Source organism: Marivivens donghaensis (assembly GCF_011806565.1).
GTDB classification, from domain to species: domain Bacteria; phylum Pseudomonadota; class Alphaproteobacteria; order Rhodobacterales; family Rhodobacteraceae; genus Marivivens; species Marivivens donghaensis_A.
Genome location: NZ_JAATOP010000012.1, coordinates 88,012 through 107,639, shown reverse-complemented (window position 1 = coordinate 107,639; position 19,628 = coordinate 88,012). Strand labels below are relative to the sequence as shown.

Genomic DNA, 19,628 nt, shown 5'->3' with positions numbered 1-19,628 from the left:
GCCCCCGGCCTGCCGAAAACCCGCTCCGGCAAGATCATGCGCCGCATCCTGCGCAAAATCGCCGAAAACGACACCGGCGCGCTCGGGGACACGTCCACGCTGGCTGACCCGTCGGTCGTGGATGATCTGGTCGCCAATTCAATTCACAAGAAGCAGGCCGAACCGGCCTGATGAATAACGGAGCGCCGGATATACGGCGCTCCGGTCATCGCCCTGCATAAAGGCAGGGCAGGGGGACAGGCGACATCGCCGGTCTAGTCGGCCCTTGGGAGAGGGCCTCAAGGAGGAAGTTATGGCTATCCAAAGCGACAAAAACGCTTACTGGTCGGCGAACAAGAGGATCATCGGCATCAGCCTCGTGATCTGGTTCCTGTGTTCGTTCGGCTTTGGCATTCTGCTGCGTCCGGCGCTGTCGGGCATCATCGTCGGCGGGACCGACCTCGGTTTCTGGTTCGCCCAGCAAGGGTCGATCCTCGTGTTTCTCATCCTGATTTTCGCCTACGCGTTCCGCATGAACAAGCTGGACCGCGAATACGGCGTTGACGAGTAAGGGGCGCGGATCATGGACCAGTTTACTCTGAACATCATCGTCGTCGGCGCGACCTTCGCGCTTTATATCGGCATCGCCATCTGGGCGCGTGCAGGCTCCACGTCGGAGTTCTACGCAGCGGGCCGCGGCGTTCACCCTGTCGTCAACGGCATGGCTACCGGCGCTGACTGGATGTCGGCGGCCTCGTTCATCTCGATGGCGGGTATCATCGCATTCGGCGGCTACAACACCTCGGCCTACCTGATGGGCTGGACCGGTGGTTACGTTCTGCTCGCCATGCTGCTTGCGCCTTACCTGCGCAAGTTCGGCAAATTCACCGTGCCCGAGTTCGTCGGTGACCGCTTCTACAGCCAGACCGCCCGCACCGTGGCCGTGATCTGCCTCGTGGTGGCTTCGCTGACCTACGTGATCGGCCAGATGACCGGCGTCGGCGTTGCGTTCTCGCGCTTCCTCGAAGTCGACAACCTCACCGGTCTGCTGATCGGCGCGGCCATCGTGTTCTTCTACGCCGTTATCGGCGGCATGAAGGGCATCACCTACACCCAGGTGGCGCAGTATGTCGTACTGATCATCGCCTACACCATTCCGGCGATCTTCATCGCGCTGCAACTGACGGGCACTCCGATTCCGGCGATTGGCCTGTTCAGCGACACCACCACCCAGATTGCGGGCGTTCCCGCAGGTCAGCCGATGCTGGCAACGTTGGAGCAATTGGTCACCGACCTCGGCTTCGGGTCGTATCTGGCGCAGACCGATACCACGCTGAACCTGTTCCTGTTCACCATGACCCTCATGATCGGTACCGCAGGTCTGCCGCACGTGATCGTTCGCTTCTTCACTGTTCCGACCGTGAAGGACGCGCGTTTCTCGGCGGGTTGGGCGCTAGTGTTCATCGCTCTCCTCTACCTGACGGCGCCTGCTGTCGGTGCGATGGCCCGCCTCAACGTGATCGATACCTTCTGGCCGAACGGTCTGAACGCCGAGGCCGTTTCGGTCGAGGAAATCGAGACCAGCGACGAGCTGGCGTGGGTGCGTAACTGGGAAAAGACCGGTCTGCTGACCTTTGAAGACGCCAATGGCAACGGCACCATCGAGTACCGTTCGGGCGAAGGTAACGAGCTGGACGTGAACCGTGACATCATGGTTCTGGCCAACCCCGAAATCGCCAACCTTCCGGGTTGGGTGATCGCGCTGGTGGCTGCTGGCGGTCTGGCCGCTGCGCTCTCCACCGCTGCGGGCCTTCTGATGGCGATTGCGTCGGCGGTGTCGCACGACCTGATCAAGTCGCAGATCAATCCGAACATCTCGGAAAAGAACGAGCTGCTGGCTGCCCGTATCTCGATGGGTGTCGCGATTGTCGTGGCGACCATTCTGGGTGCGAACCCGCCGGGCTTTGCCGCGCAGACCGTGGCGCTGGCCTTCGGTCTGGCGGCGGCGTCGATCTTCCCTGCGCTGATGATGGGCATCTTCTCGAAGCGCATCAACAACAAGGGCGCCGTGGCCGGTATGATCGCAGGTCTGTTGGTGACGCTGGTCTACATCTTCCTGCATAAGGGCTGGTTCTTCATCCAAGGCACCAACAGCTTCACCGATGCCGATCCGCTGTTGTTCTCGATCAAGTCGACCTCGTTCGGTGCGGTCGGTGCGCTGGTGAACTTTGCCGTGGCCTACGTGGTGTCCAACGCGACCGACGAACCGCCGGTCGAAATTCAGGAGCTCGTTGAAAACATCCGCATCCCGAGCGGTGCAGGAGCGGCTGTCGACCACTAAAATTGGTCTGTGTTGATACAGATCAATCCACTGGAAACAGTCTCATGATCAATTGGAAGCGCGGGGGAGACCCTGCGCTTTCTGCACAGAGGGCGAACACTTGAAGTCACTACTGCCGTTCCTGAAACAGACACACCCATACGATGGGATGGACCCTGCCGCGCTCGAAGCGTTGGCGGTTCAGTTGATCCGCCAGAACGTCGAGGCAGGGCAGACCGTTTACGCACATGGCGACGATCTTGATGGTGTCTGGCTGATTGCCAGCGGGGCGGTCGAGGTGACGGACGGAAACGGGGCGTTGGTCTCGGTGCTGCGCGCCCGCAACCACTTTGGCGAGCGGGGTCTACTGAGGGACGGGAAGGCCGCGACCACCGCTGTCGTCACCAAGGACGCGGAGCTTTACCTTCTTCCCGCCGCCGTTTTCCGGCAGGCGATGACGGACGCGCCAGCGTTCAACCGGTATTTCAATCGCGGCGGCACGCGCGGCATGACCCAAGGCGGGATCATGACGCTGAAGCTGGGCGATATGCTCACCCACGCGCCTGTCACCTGCACGCCCGACACGACGATCCGCGACGCGGCCAAACTGATGCGGGAGCACCGTATTTCCTCGCTCGGCGTGGTGCAGGGCGATCTGCTCGTCGGCCTGATCACGGTGCGCGATATGAACAACAAGGTCATCGCAGAGGGGCGCGATCCGTCCGCGCCTGTGTCCGATGTGATGACCGCCGATCCCGTCTCCCTCCGCCCCGAGGCGCTGGGGTCCGACGTGATGCACACGATGATCGACCGCCGGATCGGCCATATTCCGGTGGTGGAGCAGGGGCACTTCGTCGGGATGATCACCCAGACGGACCTGACCCGTTTCCTCGCCAGCAATCAGGCGAATATGGTGGCGGATGTGACCCGCGCCGGAACGGTGGCCGAGATGGCGGATGTCACGCGCCGCTTGCCCGAACTGCTGATGCAGCTTGTCGGTAGCCACCTCGCGCATGATGTCGTCACCCGCAAAGTCACCGACATCGCCGATATCGTCACCCGCCGCCTGCTCAAGATGGCCGAGGCGCAGTTCGGCCCCGCGCCCGTCCCCTATTGCTGGGCCGCTTGCGGCAGTCAGGGGCGGCGCGAACAGACGGGCGTCAGCGATCAGGACAACTGCCTCATTATCGACGATAGCGCGACCGAAGATGACATGCGCTGGTTCGAACAGACCGCGCGTTTCGTCTGCGATGGTCTCAACGCCTGCGGTTACGTCTATTGCCCCGGTGATATGATGGCGACGGCGGATCGTTGGCGGCAGCGGCTGAAAACGTGGAAGGGCTATTTCCACCGCTGGATCACCCAGCCGGACGAAGAGGCGCAAATGCTCGCCTCCGTCATGTTCGACCTGCGCCCCATCGCGGGTGACGAGCGGCTGTTTGATGAACTGCAAGAGGGCACACTCAAAGCTGCGGGCAAGAACTCCATCTTCGTCGCCCACATGATCGGCAATTCGCTCAAGCACATACCGCCGCTGTCGCTGTTTCGGGGCTTTGCCACGATCAAATCGGGCGAGCACCGCCATCAGGTCGATATGAAGCACAACGGCGTCGTGCCCATCGTCGATTTGGGCCGCGTCTATGCGCTCCGCGGTCAATTGTCCGTGGTGAATACACGCTCGCGTATTGACGCAGCGATCGAGGCAGGCATCATATCCGATAGCGGGGGGAGGGACCTGCTGTCGGCTTACGATACGATTGCCACCGTGCGTCTGGAACATCAGGCCGCACTGGTGAGGGCTGGAGAGAAGCCGGACAACTATCTCACTCCATCGACATTGCCCGCGTTCGAACGAAGCCATCTTCGCGATGCCTTCGTCATCGTGCGCACCATGCAATCGTCGCTGGGGTCGGGCGCGGTAAAGTAGGGGGGAGAGGTCATGCTTTTCGAATTTGCAGCAACGCTCATCGCGGGCGTTGCCTTGGCGGGGATCGCGCTCGGGGTGATCAAGATGTCGCGAGGACGCCTGCCGAAATGGATTGTTCCCGCAGCGGGCGGAATTGGGATCCTGTGCACAACGATTTACGCGGAATACGTGTGGGCCGAAAATACGGTGCCAGCGGACGCGATTGTCGTAGAACGTGCATATTCGCAAAGTCCCTTTAAACCTTGGTCATACGCGTGGCCCGTCACCTCGGGCGTGTTATATGCGAAAGATATTTCTATTGCTGACACCGATAACGTGTATTCTGGGCTCATCATTGCCGCGTCTCGGTGGAAGGAGTCGTCTGGCGTATTGGTCCGAGTGAACTGCAACCAAAGTACTATCGCGCGAGCACTTACCGACGGCACATTCGAGCCCGAAGAACAGCTCGCCGAGGGAGAAACGATACTACAAGCTTTCTGTCAGGCATGACGTCTGGCGGGACCACTGATTGGGGTTCCACATGAACGCGAAGTACATACTGATTGTCGAACACGATCTGACCTTCGGGCAGTCGCTGTCGACGTTGATCGAGGAGGAAGGTTACACCACCTCGCACGTTCGTTCGGCCATTGCGGCAATGGAAAGCTTGCAGCTGAACAGGCCCGACGCCCTGCTGATCAATGCCAACCTGCCTTCGATGTCGGGATTTGCGTTCACGCAATGGGTCCGCCTCGAAGCCGGTTTCCGTGACATCCCGATCGCGCTGATGATCCCCGCCGACAATGACATCGTGCGGCTCAAAGCCGATGGGGTGGGTGCGACGGTCGTGCTGCCGTTGCCGTTCGATCTGCCCGAACTGAATTACGCGATTTCGGAATTATGGAAGGGAGTGCGGCCATGATTGCGAGTCTCCGCAGGAAAAAGCTCCGGACTCGGATGGGGCTGTTCTTTGTCCTGATGTTCGTGGGTAGCGTGGCGATCATTCAGCTCTCCGCCGTAATTGGCCGCCTTTATCCCGACGCGGGTCCGGCGCTGCCGATGGTTCTGTCGATCATTTTCCTCGCCGCTTTTCTGACGTGGGTCTGGACGCTGTTCGACCAGAACCTCGCCACACCGATCCAAGCGGTCGCCAATCATTTGCAAGCCCGCGCCCAGTGTGACAGCGCGGTGCCGCCCGATCCGGAAACGACGCGCTATCTGGGAGACCTCGTTCCGGCGGTGGAGCAAATCGGACGCAGCCTCAGCAACGCGCGCAATTCGATGGCGGAGTCCGTTGCGCATGAAACCACGCGGATGAGCAGCGAGCTGGAAAAGCTGATCCAGACGCTTGCGGTCCTGCCTCTGGGGGTCGTCGTCTGCTCGGGTCGCCACACGGTGACGTTCTATAATGGTGCGGCCACCGGTCTGTTGAACGAGGGCGAAACCGCGATGGCGCTGGGGCGGTCGGTGTTCGAATTCACCGAATATGGCCCGCTACTGGAGGCGTATAACCTCGCCGTTGCCAGCCACTCTCCCGACCGTTCCGTCACCTTCCTGATGGAGAACGCGCGCACGGGGCATTTCAGCATGGGCGAGGTGCGTCTGCTTTACGCGCCGAGCACAGTCGACGCGCAGCCGCCCTATGTGCTGGTCCTTCGGGATGCGAGTTTCGAAACGCGCAACGCGATTGCGGCAGGCACGCTGATGGCGGACCTCTTCGTCACGCTGCGCCCAGAACTTGCCTCGCTCGAAGCGAACCTTGAACTGCGCGAACAATCCCCGAGCCTTGCCGCCGATATCACCTTGTCCGAGGCGTTGCTGACGCGGACGCATAAGCTGATCGCGCAGGTCAACAGCATGGACGCCGCCTACCGCAAAACCCGCGAGGCGTACTGGCCGCTCGAAGACATCTCTCCGACCAAGTTCATCCGCGCGATCCGCAGCCGCCTTGATGGTATCACGCTGATTGCCGAGGGCTACGAGCAGATCCGCCTCAATATCGCGGTGTCGCCGATGGCGTCGCTGGTGGCGCATCTGGCAAGGCTCATTTCAAAACAGCACAACGCGCGGGCGCTGTCGCTGATTATCCGCGAAGAGGGCGGCATGACCGTGATCGGTCTGGGGTGGAGCGGTCATCAACTCTATTACGACCGTCTGGCCGAGTGCATCGCAGCGCCCTTGCCGGATCGCCGCACGGTGCTGACGGGCCGTTCGGTCCTGCGCCTTCATGGCACCGATTGCTGGCCCGAAGAGGACGGGGCAGGGCGGTATATCCTGAAAATCCCGCTGCCCAAGACCATCGGTCAGCACGCGACCAAGCTGGCGACCGGCGTGAATTACGACTTCGAACTGCTGCGCCGCCCGCCGCCGACCGAGCTGATCAACGCCAAGCTGTCAGAGATGACCTACACCGTTTTCGACACCGAAACGACCGGCCTGATGCCGTCCCAAGGTGACGAAATCTGCCAGATCGCTGCCCTGCGCATCGTCAACGGGCGGATCGTGCCGAACGAGGTGATGGAGCAACTCGTCAATCCCGGACGCCCCATTCCGCTGCAAACGACCAACCTGCACGGCATCACCGACGATATGGTTGCGCAGCGCCCTACGCTCGATGTAGTCGGGCGGCAATTCCACGCTTTCGCCAAGGAATCCGTGCTGGTCGCTCACAACGCGCCCTTTGATATGGAGTTCCTGCGGCGGCACGAAGCGGGGATCGGAAAAAGCTTCGATCAGCCTGTAATAGACACTGTTTTGTTGTCCGCATTCCTGTTCGGGCGGGGCGAGAAGCATACGCTCGACGCGATCTGCGAACGGCTCGGTGTCCGCATCCCCGACGGGGCGCGCCATACGGCCATGGGTGACGCGATTGCCACAGCCGAAGCGTTCCAGAAGATGCTTACAATGGCCGAGGCGCGGGGCATTGAAACCTTCGGGCAGCTCATCGCGGAGTTCCGCAAGCACGAGCGCCTGCAAAAGGATCTCAACACCGACCTGATGAAGATCTAGTCCGCGTCGACCCGTCCCGATGGGCGCGTGACGATGTAGATCGCGACGAGCGAGATGCAAACAAGCTGGATGATGATGACTTTCTGCGGCGCGCCCAGCACGAGTGCAGAGACGACCGTCACCAGCATCGCTCCGATAGCGATGACTTTGTACTTGGGCGCGATGGCCCCGTACTTGCGCCAGTCCTGAATGATCGGGCCGAAGTAGCGGTGATTGAGCAGATACGCCTCGATCGCCGGAGACGATTTGCCGAACGCGAAGGCCGCCATGATCACGAACACCGTCGTCGGCATGATTGGTAGAACCGCGCCGATGACCGCAAGCACGATCATGAGGACGCCGATGCTGAACCAGACAGCGCGGACGACGTGTTGATGGGCGCGGGATTTGGGCATCGGTTGGATGTACCTCCGAGGGCCAACATAATCCTCGAAGCAGGCGGAGCAATATCCGATTTACGCGCTCATGATGCGCGTCACACCCTTTTGCGCAGGCAGGATCGCCGCTTGGATCGAATGATAAAGGTCGGGCTTACCGCGCACCGTCGCTTCGGTCGGGGTGCCGTCGGGCGCGACCTCGTGGAACCAGCCGCCGTAGTCGTGATCGATGAATAGCGCCTCGGCCTCGTCCCAGAGCCTGCGGAAACGTCCCTCGTCGTTGGGCATCGGGGCGACCTTGATCAGCGCCTGTATGGCAAGGATCGCTTCGGTCACGGGCCACCAGTAACGGGCGGGGTTCAGAATGCGGCCGTCATATTCTAGTGTGTATGAAATGCCGCCGCTCTCATCCCACGCATCGGACAGCGCGGTGTCGATGATGCTGCGTGCGTCGAACACCAGATTGCCGCGCGGGCGTCCGGCGAGGTCCCAATACTGGATCATCAGCCGCGCCAGTTCGAACGAATGCCCCGGAGTCGTGCCGCGCGGCGTCAGCGCGAAATGACCGTCGTAGTCCATATCCGGCGACCAGTTGGCGTCGAAATGTTCAATCACCCGCCAGTGGTTCGCCCGAGCAATGCGGTTCGCGAAAAAGTCGATCACCTGTTCAGCGCGGGTCAGAAAACCGGTGTCGCCCGTGGTCTCATATGCGGCGAGGTATGCCTCCAGCCCGTGCATATTGGCGTTATAGCCGCGATAGGCGGAGCAATAGCTCCAGTCGCGGGAAAACTCGTCGGCGAGCAGACCGGCGGAGCTGTCCATGAAACGGTTGAGCAGGAGGTCCGAAAGATCCTCCAGCAGTTTGGGGCCAAGCGGATGACCGACTTGCGTGGCGGCGGATGCGGCGAGCAGGACATGGACGTGCCCGTAAGCCATCTTGTGATCGACGGTCGGTTCGGTGCCATTCAGCGTCCAGTAAAATCCGCCATGGGCCTTGTCGCGGAAATGGCTGTCGAGCCACGTCAGGCCAGCGTCGATCATGTCGTCGCAGTCCGGATGACCCGTCGATTTGGCGAGCGCGTAGGAGTAGACGTGCCGCGCGGTGCCCGTCAGCCCTTGGTCCTGTCCAGTGATCGGAGTGCCGTCAAACGCCAGCAGATCAAACCCGCCATCGGCTCTGAGTGATCGACGGAAGAACGCGAGTTGTGCTTCGGCTTCGGATCGCAGTCGGTACTGAAAACGGGGTTCGTCGATCAGGTGACTATCGAGCGCGGCGTAATCCGAAGCGTCCATCGTAATAAATCTCAATCACTGAAATACTTTTCTATGATTAACGTTCTAGTTGCGCGTGTCGACCAAAACTTCCCGCCAGAAGAGGGGGGTGAAGAGCACAAAGACTGTGAGCATTTCCAGACGCCCGAGATACATGCCGAAGGTCAGGACCGCTTTGACCGGCGCGGAGAGCGTGGCGAAGTTGCCCGCCGGCCCGATGATTTCGCCCACTCCGGGACCGACGTTGGCCAATGCCGTGAGCGCGCCCGAGGTCGCGGTGGACAGGTCCAGCCCCAGCATGGTGAGCGCGGCGGACATCAGGCCAAAGGTGATGGCATAGAACACGAGGAAGGAGACCACGCCGCTCATGACGTCTGGCTCCACGCGGCGGCCTTCGAAGTAGACCTCGGAGATGCGGTTCGGGCTGCGCACCTTTTTCAGCGAGGCCCAGATGGCCCGCGCAGCGATCAGCCAACGCATCGCTTTGCCGCCGCCAGCGGTCGATCCGGTGCAGCCGCCCGTTGCCGTCAGGATAAAGAACCCCATCACCGCAAACGGTCCCCAAAGGGTGTAGTCGGTGGTCGCATAGCCCGTGGTCGTCACGACAGACACCACGTTGAACGCCACCATCCGCAGCGCGGTCAGCAGGTCGATCTGCTGGTGAAGCGCAAGCCACGCGGCCATCGGCAGGATGACAGCTGTCAACGAAATGAGCATCGCGTTGACCTGCTCGGATCGCACGGTGCGGCGCAGGATCACACGGATGTACCACGCAAAGGGCAGGGCGCCGAGCAGCATGAACAGCGTGCAGACCCATTGCAAATAGGCGCTATCGAAATGGCCGAAGGACGCGTCGTACCCCGAATAGCCCCCTGTCGACAGGGTGGTCATGGCGTGGGTGATGGCGTCGAACCCGCTCATCCCGCCCGCGAGGTACAGCAGCGCGCAGACGCCGATGAGGCAGACGTAGATTTTCAGTGTGGAGGAGGCGAAGGTCGCGGCGTTGCGGACCTCCTTGTCGCCCTTGTCCGAACTTTCCGTGCGGAAAAGCTGCATCCCGCCGACCTTGAGGAACGGCAACATCGCGATGCCCGTCACGATGAACCCGACCCCGCCGAGCGCCTGCAACAAGGCCCGCCAGAAAATGATGCCCTTGGGCGTCTGGTCGAGACCGCTCATCACGGTCGATCCTGTGGTGGTGATGCCGGACATCGCCTCGAAAATCGCGTCGACGGCGTGCATCCCCCAGAACTCCAGCGGGATAGCACCGACCAGCGCGGCGACCAGCCAGACCGACGATGTCATCAGAAACAGGTGCAGCCTGTGGACGCGGTCGCGCCTGTTCGCGGTCGCGATGGCCATCAGCCCGCCAACGCAGCCCACGATCACCGCCGACGTCAGAAAGTGTACGGCGGTCTCGCGGAAGAAGAGCGCATCCAGCCCCATCAAGGCAGCCAGAAACACCATCACGATGCCATTGACGTAGACCACAAAGTGCAAGGCGAGCTCTCACAAGCGAAACTTGCCCTGTTTGTCTGCCTGTTGGCGGCAGAGTACAACAGGGAATGCAGGGCGCCCGTCAGACGCCCCGCTTGTTGCCCCACACCATCACGTGAAGCTGCGGCAGAACCCGCGCACGGAAGAAGCGGTCGGCAGTGACCTTGTCGATGAGCCATTCCAGCCGCTCGGTGGTTTGTTCCAGATCGACGGGCTTGTCGGGATCAACCATCGGATTTCCCGGTTGCAGATAGAGCTGCATATCGGGATACCGCGCGGCGGCGTCCTTGGCCCACGCGTAGTCGGTGTCGTCGAAAATGACGATCTTCATACAGCGCGGCGCGTCCTTGGCGGCAGCAACGCAGTCAGCGAAGATGTCCCAATCGACGGTCTCGCTGCTCGACGGCGGCTTGGGCGACAGGACCAGCATCGACAGATCGGCGAACCACGGACGGGCGACGGACCCTTGTGTCTCGCAGGCGAAACGGTAGCCCTCGGCCTTGCCCAGAGCGATGACGCCGGTGAAATCCTGAATGGCCGGATTGCCGCCCGAGATCGACACGGTTAGCGGCACGCCGCCCGACAATTCGCGAACCTCGGACCAGACGGCCTCGTCGGTCATCGGCAGCCACGTGTGACGGAATTCGCTATCCACCGCGTGCATGGAGTCGCACCACGAGCAGCGGTAATCGCAGCCGCCCGTGCGGATGAACACGGTCGGCTCACCGATCAGCGCGCCTTCGCCCTGCACGGTGGGGCCGAAAATTTCGGCGATGCGCAGGTTGCTCATGGCCGGAACTCTGCCCAAGTCTTGGGCGTCTCGGACACCTTCACGGCCGAGGTCTCGGGCCAGCGCGCCTTGCACCAGTCAAAGAAATGCCTGGCCATGTTCTCGGCGGTCGAGTGCCCCTCCATCACGTCATTGAGGTGACGGTGGTCGAAGGTGTCGTCGATATATGTCTTGAGCGGCTTCAGCTCATGATAATCCCGCACGAACCCGTCATCGTTCAGCGTGGCCGAAGCCAGCTCCACCACGACGATATAGTTGTGCCCGTGCAGACGCGCGCACTGGTGATCGTCCGGCAGATGCGTCAACTGGTGCGAGGCAGAGAAGTGGAATTCCTTGGAAATACGGAACATCAGCCCTGTCCCCGCTCTTCGACAGCCTTGATCCAGAAGTCCGGATCTTCATAGGGCGTCGGGTCTTCGACACCTGCCAGATGGAACGCCTCGCGACGTTCGACACAGGTGCCGCAACGACCGCAATGGATTTCGCCGCCCTTGTAGCAGGACCACGTTTCGGCGAACGGCGTGTTCACCTTGGCGCCTTCGGTGACGATATCCGCCTTCGAGCGGCGCACAAACGGCGTATAAAGCGTCACGTCCGCGTATCCGTCCAGCGCCGCCTTCTGCATCGCGTCGAACGCCTCGGTAAAGGCGGGGCGGCAGTCCGGATAGATAAAGTGGTCGCCGCCGTGAACGGCGGTTGCCACATGGTCGTCCCCGTTCGCCGCCGCGATGCCGTAAGCAATCGTCAGCATGATGGCGTTCCGGTTCGGAACCACGGTGATACGCATGGTTTCTTCGGCATAATGCCCGTCGGGCACGTCGACATCGTCGGTCAGCGCCGAGCCGGTGAGGCTCGCTCCGACAGAGCGCAGGTCGATCACATGGTGCGGTACGCCCAGACGTTTGGCGCAGGCCGCGGCCGAGTCGATCTCCTTGCTATGGCGCTGGCCATAGTCGAACGAGATCAGACGGCTCAAATCTCCGCTGGCGGCAACAACATGGGCCAGCGATACGGAATCCAGTCCGCCGGAGCAGACAACAGCTACTTTCATCATTTTCCCCTTGTTTTGTTGACCGGGTAGGCTGCGACCGGTGCGGCGCACATATGCCTGTCCCTGCATGAAAGCAACCCGCTTTGAAAAACAGGGCGCGGCGTTACCGCTTCATTCTGATAAAAATACCTCCGCCGGAGGCCATGGCCGCTAGGCCATACTGCAAGTCTACCCTGCCTCTCGCGTCCCGAAAGGCTGGGGCAGGCCCCCAAGCTCAATCCTTGAAGTAACCGCCGTACTGGCTGATCGCGCTTTCGAACTTCGCGACGTTTTCTGCCGCGCTCTCGCTGCGGGCGGTCATGGCGGACAGCAGAAGCTCACAGGTGATGAACGCTGTGGTCAGCGAGGGCATGAGTTGCGGGCCGCTCATGGGGAGGCGAATGACTTTCCACGCGCCGATGGCGATGGGGGACTGGTAACTGTCGGTCAGTGCAAGCACCCGCGCGCCTGCGTCGCGGGCGACCTGACAGGCGCGGACGACCTCGGATGAATAGTGTTCGTAGGTGATCGCAACGACGATATCGTCTGGGGTGGCGCGGCTGATCTGGTCGAGGATCGCGCCGGGCATGGCGGGGACGTGGACAAAGTTGTCGAACGCCATCGCGCCCGCGTAACTGAAGTAGTGCGCGATGGAAAAGCAGCTGCGCACGCCGAGCGAATAGACATGTTGCGCTTCAAGTAGCGGATCGACGCATTCGTCCAAGGTCGCGAGCGCCTCGCGGGTGAAAAGCGTCTCGACGTTGGTCCAGCTTGAGAACAGCGCCTCCTGCCAGATGTCCGAGCCGGTCTTCTGGCTGAGCGCTTGCGCGCGGTCGCTGTACTGGGAACGGGGGCGGTTCAAAAGCGAGCGGACGTCTTGCCGAAAGGCTTCGTATCCTTCATAGCCCAATTCTCGCGCAAGACGGGTGACGGTGTTGGGGTTCACCTCCGCCATCGTGGCCAGCCCGCGAATCGATTGGAAAGCGACATCGTTGAGGTGATCGAGGATCCAGGCGGCGAAAGAAGAGAGTGTGGGCGTACCGTCCTCTACAACTCTGATAAGCAGAGCGCGGATTTCCTTGTACTTTTCCATATCCCAGACCCCCTGATGCGTTCGTTTTGTTGCGCATTTTGCGCTTATATAAACAAAAAATAATACATTTGCATTATCTGAATGGCTTGTTATCACAAACGCATACTCATCACGAAATGATGAGCCTTCAGAGGAGAGAAACATGAAAATCACCAACATTGCGCTTGCAGGTGCTCTGGCAGTGGCTGGCGCTCCGGCGTTTGCACAAGACTTCATCTCGATCGGTACCGGCGGCGTCACCGGCGTTTACTACCCGACCGGCGGCGCGATCTGCCGAATGATGGCCAAGACCCGTTCCGAGCACGGCATCCGCTGCGCCGTCGAGTCGACCGGTGGTTCGGTCTACAACGTGAACGCTGTTCGCTCGGGCGAGCTGGAATTCGGCGTTGCACAATCGGACGTCCAGTTCAAAGCCTACAACGGCGAAGGTTCGCTGGCAGACGCCGGTGCAAACCCTGATCTGCGTTCGGTCTTCTCGATCCACCCCGAGCCGTTCACCGTTGTTGCCCGTGCCGACGCCGGCATCGTCAACTTCGAAGACCTCAAGGGCAAGCGCGTCAACGTCGGCAACCCGGGTTCGGGCCAGCGCGATACGATGGAAGTCGTGATGAACGCTATGGGCTGGACCATGGACGACTTCGCGCTGACGTCGGAGCTTCAGGCTGCCGAGCAGTCGCAGGCACTGTGCGACAACAACATCGACGCCATGGTCTACACCGTCGGTCACCCGTCGGGTTCGATCCAGGAAGCCACCACCGCATGTGACGCGACCCTCGTGAACGTCACCGGCGATGTCATCGACGGCCTCGTGGAAGAGTTCCCCTACTACCGTACCGCCACCATTCCGGGCGGCATGTACCGTGGTAACGACGCAGACACCGAAACCTTCGGCGTTGGCGCGACCCTCGTGACCTCGGCTGCTGTTGACGAAGAAGTCGTCTACCAGCTGGTCAAGGCTGTGTTCGAAGACATCGACGGCTTCCGTTCGCTGCACCCGGCGTTCGCGAACCTCGACCCCGAGCAGATGGCAAACGACGGTCTGTCGGCTCCGCTGCACCCGGGTGCAGAGCGCTACTACCGCGAAGCCGGTCTGATCGAATAATCAACGGCTGATCGAATTTGACAGGCCGCTGCTTCTGGCGGCGGCCTGTTTTGCTAGCGTGACGGGGGCATTTTGAATGAGTGACGCAGAGACTAAACAGAACCGGACCTTCTCGGACGACGAGCTACAGGACCTCGTTGCGAGCACGGACTCGGGCGGTCGTAATCCGACCAACAGAGCGGTCGCGCTCTTTATCTCGGGCGCGGCGTTTGCCTGGTCGCTCTTCCAGCTCTGGATCGCGCAGCCGCAGCTGTGGTTCGGCGCATGGGTTCCCGTTCTGAACTCGTCGCAGACGCGCCCCGTTCACCTCGGCTTTGCCATTCTTCTCGCCTTCCTTGCCTATCCGGCGATGAAGTCTTCCCCGCGTGACCGCGTTCCGCTGCTCGATTGGGTGTTCGCCATCGTCGGCGCGGGCTGTGCGTTCTACGTGTTCCTCTTCTCCCGCGAACTGGCGATGACCGCGCGGTCTGGTCTGCCGACCACGCCGCAGATCGTCATCGGTTCGGTGGGTATCCTGCTTCTGCTCGAAGCGTCGCGCCGCGCCTTGGGGCCTGCGCTGACCATCGTCGGGTCGATCTTCCTGCTTTATGCCTACATGGGGCAGGGCTGGCTGATCCCCGATATCATCGAGCACGCGGGTCTGTCGTTTACCGCCATTGTGAACGCGCAATGGCTCGATACCACGGGTGTCTTCGGCATTCCGCTCGGTGTTTCGACGGCGTTCGTGTTCCTCTTCGTGCTGTTCGGCGCGATCCTCGATAAGGCTGGTGCGGGTAACTACTTTATCCAGCTGGCGTTCGCGGGCCTCGGCGCGCTGCGCGGCGGTCCTGCGAAGGCGGCGGTTGTTGGCTCTGCGATGACCGGCCTGATTTCGGGCTCGTCGATTGCGAACGTCGTGACCACGGGCACCTTCACCATTCCGCTGATGAAGAAGGTCGGCTTCTCGTCCGAAAAAGCGGGCGCGGTCGAGGTTGCCTCCTCGGTCAACGGCCAGATCATGCCTCCCGTCATGGGCGCGGCGGCGTTCCTCATGGTGGAATTCGTCGGCATTTCCTACGTCGAGGTCATCAAACATGCCTTCATTCCGGCGGTGATTTCCTACATCGCGCTGGTCTACATCGTGCACCTCGAAGCGCTGAAGCGCGACATGCCTGCACTGGGTGCTGCGGCGAACCTCGGTAAGATGTTCCTGAAAATCGCGATCGGTTTCGTTGTGGCGGGCGCTGCCTTTTACGCGCTGATCTGGGCTGTCGGCACGCTGCAAAGCGTTGCTCCCGCGATTTCGGGCTGGATCATTATGGCGGCGATCATCATCACTTACGTGCTGATGGTCCGCACCGCTGCGCACCACCCCGACCTGACGCTGGACGATCCGAATTCGGGCAAGTTCACCCTGCCGACCGTCAAGGAAGTGTTCCCGACCGGTCTGCACTACCTGCTGCCGATCCTCGTTCTGGTGTGGTTCCTGATGGTAGAGATGCAGTCTCCGGCCAAGTCGGCGTTCTACGCTGTGGCCGTGATGCTCTCGATCATCATCACCCAGCGACCGCTCAAGGCGATGTTCCGTGGCGAGTCCGTTGGCCTCGCGTTCCGCGCGGGTTTGATCGACCTCGTGGACGGCATGATCACCGGCGCGCGCAACATGATCGGTATCGGTGTGGCCACGGCTGCGGCGGGTATCATCGTGGCGACCGTGACCAAAACCCCGATCGGCACCGAGCTTGCGGGTCTGGTGGAGATGCTTTCGGGCGGCCACCTGATGATCATGCTGTTGCTGGTGGGTGTGTTCTCGCTGATCCTCGGTATGGGTCTGCCGACCACCGCCAACTATATCGTCGTGTCGTCGCTGATGGCGTCGGTTGTCGTGCAGCTTGGCGCGCAGGAAGGTCTGATCGTTCCGCTGATCGCGGCGCACCTCTTTGTATTCTACTTCGGCATCATGGCGGACGTGACTCCGCCTGTTGGCCTCGCCAGCTTTGCGGCGGCGGCTGTGTCGGGCGGTGATCCGATCAAGACGGGCTTTACCGCGTTCTTCTATTCGATGCGGACCGTCGCGCTGCCGTTCCTGTTCATCTACAACCCGACGCTCATCCTTTATGGCGTCGATCTGGGAACGACCGCAGGTATCTTGCAAGCGATCATGGTGTTCTGTGTGGCGACGGTCGCGATGCTGCTGTTCGCGGCGGCAACGCAAGGCTATTTCCTCGCGGCTTCGCGCAAGTGGGAAAGCGCCGCGCTGCTGCTCGTCGCGTTCACCCTGTTCGTGCCGGGGTTCTGGCTCGACCGTATCCAGCCGCGTTTCGAAGAACTGCCGCCGACAGAGCTGGCGCAGACTTTCGACGAGGCGAACGTCGGCGACACCATCCGCTTTGTGGTGTCGGGCCCTGCGTTCATCGACGGTAGCCCGAGCGAGCTGACGCTGGTTCACACCGTCACCGAAGACGAGCCCGCCACGGGCCGCGCCGATGCGGCGGGCCTGTTCCTGATGCCGGAGGGGGAGAACCTCTATATGGACGAGCCGATGTTCGGCACGCCGTACCAGCAGCAGCTTCAGGGCTTCGACTTCTACATGGACGAACGTGTCGAAGTGACCAGCCTTCTGCATCCGGCGGATCGTCTGCCCAAGCAGATCTTCTGGATCCCCGCGCTGCTACTTCTGGCGCTTGTTGTGGTGATGCAGCGTCGTCGCCAGACCAAACCCGCATTCTGAGGAGGAGCGGATATGGCTAACTCAATCCTACTCACCGTGGACCTGAGCGAAGAGGCGGCATCGCTGTCGCCTCTCAAAGAAGCGCTCCGCTTGCTCGATGAAAAAGGCACGCTGCACATCATCGCGGTGCTGCCTGACTTCGGGATGGCGCAGGTGTCGGGGTTCTTCAAACAGGACTTTGAAAAGGATGCGCTCAAGGCGTTCGGCAACAAGCTGTCGTCGTGGGTGAATGCAAATGTTCCGGACGGGATCGACGTGCGTCCGCACGTCACCCACGGCACGGTCTATGACGAAATCCTCCGCGCGGCTGACAAGCTGGGAGTGGACACGATTGTCATGGGCGCGCTGAGACCGGAGTTTTCGGACTATCTGCTCGGCCCGAATGCGGCCCGCGTTGTCCGCCACGCCAAACAATCGGTTTATGTCGTAAGGAACTGACACATGACCCACATCTTCGGACGTTCAACGCGCGGCCAGTTGCCTACTGCCGTCGCGGGGGATGGCTGTTATCTGATCGATGCCTCCGGCAAGCGCTATCTGGACGGATCGGGCGGCGCGGCTGTGTCGTGCCTCGGTCACTCGAACGCCCGCGTGCGCGCCGCGCTGCATGAACAGCTCGATCAGGTTGCGTTCGCGCACACTGGGTTTTTCACCTCCGATCCGGCGGAGCGTCTGGCGGATCGTCTGACCGCCGCCGCGCCCGAAGGCATCGACCGCGTATATCTGGTGTCGGGCGGTTCCGAAGCTGTCGAGGCGGCGATCAAGCTGGCCCGTCAGTACTTCATGGAAATCGGCCAGCCTCAGCGTCACCGCGTGATTGCCCGCCGTCAAAGCTACCACGGCAACACCCTTGGCGCGCTGGCCACCGGCGGTAACGAATGGCGCCGCGCACAGTTCGCGCCGCTGCTGGTCGAGACCTCGCACATTTCGCCGTGCTACGAATACCGTGGCCGCGAGGAGGGCGAGACGATTGATGCCTACGGTCTGCGCGTCGCGAACGAGCTGGAGACTGAGATCGAACGCCTTGGCGCCGAGAGTGTGATGGCGTTTGTTGCCGAGCCCGTTGTCGGTGCGACCTCGGGCGCTGTGCCTGCGGTCAAAGGCTACCTCAAGCGTATCCGCGAGATTTGCGACAAGCACGGTATCCTGCTGATCCTCGACGAAGTCATGTGCGGCATGGGCCGGACGGGCTATCTGTTTGCCTGTCAGGAAGACGGCATTTCGCCCGACATGATCACCATCGCAAAGGGCCTCGGCGCGGGGTACCAGCCGATCGGTGCACTGCTGGTTCAGGGTAAAATCTACGACGCGATCGCGGCGGGGTCGGGCTTTTTCCAGCACGGTCACACCTACATGGGTCATGCGATGGCGGCGGCTGCGGCAAATGCCGTGCTGTCGGAAATCGAAGAGAACGACCTTCTGGCGCGTGTCCGCACGCAGGGCGAAAAGCTGCAAGCGGCGCTCGAAGCCGAGTTCGGCCAGCACCCGCATGTCGGCGATATCCGTGGCCGCGGACTGTTCCGCGGAGTGGAGTTCGTGGCCGACCGCGACACAAAGGACCCGTTCGATCCGGCGCGTAAACTGAACGCCAAGATCAAGAAGAACGCCTTTGACGCGGGCCTCGTCTGCTATCCAATGGGCGGCACCATCGACGGTGTGCGCGGCGACCACGTTCTGCTGGCCCCTCCGTTCGTCATCGAAGACGCGCAGATCGACGAGCTTGTCTCCAAGCTGTCGGGCGCAGTTGAAAAGGCACTGGCCGAGTAATGCGACCGCTTCCGAAAATCATGGTCGCGCCTAACGGGGCGCGGCTGACGACCAAAGACCACTCCGCCGTTCCGGTGACGATTGCCAAAACCGTGGCCTGCGCGGTTGCCTGCAAAGAGGCGGGCGCGGACGGCATCCACGCCCATGTCCGCGACGCGGGCCAGCAGCACGTTCTGGATGCAGGCGCCTACCGCGAGCTGATCGCCGAAACGAAACTGAAGTTGCCCGATTTCTACGTGCAGATCACGACCGAGGCCGTGGGCCGCTACACCCCCGAAGAGCAGCGCCAACTGGTCGCCGATGTCGAGGCCGAAGCCGTCAGTATCGCCGTGCGCGAGATGATCGCGGGGCAGGATGACAAGGTGCTGCGCCGTTTTTACCACGACACCCACGCGGCGGGCACGGCTGTGCAGCACATCCTCTACGATGCGGGCGACGTGCACAAACTGGCGGATATGGTGTCCGAAGGCATCGTGCCGTCCGACCACCTGCAAGCGCTGATCGTTCTGGGCCGCTATGCACCGGGTCAACGGTCGACGCCGTCGGACCTCGGCAAGCCCGCGAATTTACTCCTGTCCTTGTTGCCCTACGTTGATTGGGCGGTCTGCGCGTTCGGCGCAGAGGAAACCGACTGTCTTCTCGCAGCGCGCAAGATGGGCGGTAAAGCCCGCATCGGATTTGAAAATAACCGGATCAATCGCGATCTGACCTGCGCCAAGGACAACGCCGAGCGTGTCCGTGAACTGGTCGCCTCGCTTCCGGAAGAAAAAGCATAA

Annotated in this window: 18 protein-coding genes; 11 read left to right on the top strand and 7 right to left on the bottom strand. The window is 61.5% G+C overall.

Annotation, left to right across the window (positions count from 1 at the left end):
• The first annotated feature begins 292 nt into the window (after window positions 1-292).
• The 6 genes from HCZ30_RS14940 to HCZ30_RS14915 all read left to right on the top strand — a co-directional run bounded on the left by HCZ30_RS14940 (window position 293) and on the right by HCZ30_RS14915 (window position 7,214).
• A complete protein-coding gene (locus HCZ30_RS14940) occupies window positions 293-550 on the top strand; it encodes a DUF4212 domain-containing protein (protein WP_167639108.1) in 258 nt (85 codons plus the stop codon).
• 12 nt (window positions 551-562) lie between these two features.
• The gene (locus HCZ30_RS14935; protein ID WP_167639107.1) at window positions 563-2,320 is read left to right on the top strand and encodes a sodium:solute symporter family protein; all 1,758 of its coding nucleotides are present in this window, start codon (window positions 563-565) and stop codon (window positions 2,318-2,320) included.
• A gap of 148 nt (window positions 2,321-2,468) precedes the next feature.
• Complete coding sequence (locus tag HCZ30_RS14930) at window positions 2,469-4,226, top strand: DUF294 nucleotidyltransferase-like domain-containing protein (RefSeq protein ID WP_167639115.1); 1,758 nt, start codon at window positions 2,469-2,471, stop codon at window positions 4,224-4,226.
• Window positions 4,227-4,238: 12 nt separating this feature from the next.
• On the top strand, window positions 4,239-4,715 hold the full coding sequence (locus HCZ30_RS14925) for a hypothetical protein (protein ID WP_167639106.1): 477 nt from the start codon (window positions 4,239-4,241) through the stop codon (window positions 4,713-4,715).
• Window positions 4,716-4,746: 31 nt separating this feature from the next.
• Complete coding sequence (locus tag HCZ30_RS14920) at window positions 4,747-5,127, top strand: response regulator (protein ID WP_167639105.1); 381 nt, start codon at window positions 4,747-4,749, stop codon at window positions 5,125-5,127.
• Window positions 5,124-7,214, top strand: a complete 2,091-nt coding sequence (locus tag HCZ30_RS14915) for a 3'-5' exonuclease (protein ID WP_167639104.1) — start codon at window positions 5,124-5,126, stop codon at window positions 7,212-7,214. Before HCZ30_RS14920 ends, HCZ30_RS14915 begins: the two co-directional genes overlap by 4 nt.
• Here HCZ30_RS14915 and HCZ30_RS14910 read toward each other — a convergent pair.
• The 7 genes from HCZ30_RS14910 to HCZ30_RS14880 form a co-directional block, all read right to left on the bottom strand.
• The gene (locus HCZ30_RS14910; RefSeq protein ID WP_167639103.1) at window positions 7,211-7,609 is read right to left on the bottom strand and encodes a YbaN family protein; all 399 of its coding nucleotides are present in this window, start codon (window positions 7,607-7,609) and stop codon (window positions 7,211-7,213) included. The genes HCZ30_RS14915 and HCZ30_RS14910 overlap by 4 nt on opposite strands.
• A 60-nt stretch (window positions 7,610-7,669) precedes the next feature.
• Entirely contained in the window at window positions 7,670-8,884 is a 1,215-nt protein-coding gene (locus tag HCZ30_RS14905) for an AGE family epimerase/isomerase (RefSeq protein WP_167639102.1), read from the bottom strand.
• A gap of 45 nt (window positions 8,885-8,929) precedes the next feature.
• A complete protein-coding gene (locus HCZ30_RS14900; protein ID WP_348640402.1) occupies window positions 8,930-10,354 on the bottom strand; it encodes a TrkH family potassium uptake protein in 1,425 nt (474 codons plus the stop codon).
• A gap of 88 nt (window positions 10,355-10,442) precedes the next feature.
• Complete coding sequence (queE, locus tag HCZ30_RS14895; RefSeq protein WP_167639100.1) at window positions 10,443-11,150, bottom strand: 7-carboxy-7-deazaguanine synthase QueE; 708 nt, start codon at window positions 11,148-11,150, stop codon at window positions 10,443-10,445.
• On the bottom strand, window positions 11,147-11,500 hold the full coding sequence (gene queD / locus HCZ30_RS14890) for a 6-carboxytetrahydropterin synthase QueD (RefSeq protein WP_167639099.1): 354 nt from the start codon (window positions 11,498-11,500) through the stop codon (window positions 11,147-11,149). The genes queE and queD overlap by 4 nt, the downstream gene beginning before the upstream one ends.
• Entirely contained in the window at window positions 11,500-12,201 is a 702-nt protein-coding gene (gene queC / locus HCZ30_RS14885) for a 7-cyano-7-deazaguanine synthase QueC (protein WP_167639098.1), read from the bottom strand. The genes queD and queC overlap by 1 nt, the downstream gene beginning before the upstream one ends.
• Before the next feature lie 214 nt (window positions 12,202-12,415).
• A complete protein-coding gene (locus tag HCZ30_RS14880) occupies window positions 12,416-13,273 on the bottom strand; it encodes a MurR/RpiR family transcriptional regulator (RefSeq protein ID WP_167639097.1) in 858 nt (285 codons plus the stop codon).
• Between the two features lie 142 nt (window positions 13,274-13,415).
• Between HCZ30_RS14880 and HCZ30_RS14875 the strand changes: the two genes are divergently transcribed.
• The 5 genes from HCZ30_RS14875 (at window position 13,416) to HCZ30_RS14855 (ending at window position 19,628) form a co-directional block, all read left to right on the top strand.
• Complete coding sequence (locus HCZ30_RS14875; RefSeq protein ID WP_167639096.1) at window positions 13,416-14,375, top strand: TAXI family TRAP transporter solute-binding subunit; 960 nt, start codon at window positions 13,416-13,418, stop codon at window positions 14,373-14,375.
• Window positions 14,376-14,451: 76 nt separating this feature from the next.
• The gene (locus HCZ30_RS14870; RefSeq protein ID WP_167639095.1) at window positions 14,452-17,085 is read left to right on the top strand and encodes a TRAP transporter permease; all 2,634 of its coding nucleotides are present in this window, start codon (window positions 14,452-14,454) and stop codon (window positions 17,083-17,085) included.
• Window positions 17,086-17,097: 12 nt separating this feature from the next.
• The gene (locus HCZ30_RS14865) at window positions 17,098-17,523 is read left to right on the top strand and encodes a universal stress protein (RefSeq protein WP_167639094.1); all 426 of its coding nucleotides are present in this window, start codon (window positions 17,098-17,100) and stop codon (window positions 17,521-17,523) included.
• A 3-nt stretch (window positions 17,524-17,526) separates the two neighbouring features.
• Complete coding sequence (locus HCZ30_RS14860; RefSeq protein ID WP_167639093.1) at window positions 17,527-18,852, top strand: aspartate aminotransferase family protein; 1,326 nt, start codon at window positions 17,527-17,529, stop codon at window positions 18,850-18,852.
• On the top strand, window positions 18,852-19,628 hold the full coding sequence (locus HCZ30_RS14855) for a 3-keto-5-aminohexanoate cleavage protein (RefSeq protein WP_167639092.1): 777 nt from the start codon (window positions 18,852-18,854) through the stop codon (window positions 19,626-19,628). The genes HCZ30_RS14860 and HCZ30_RS14855 overlap by 1 nt, the downstream gene beginning before the upstream one ends.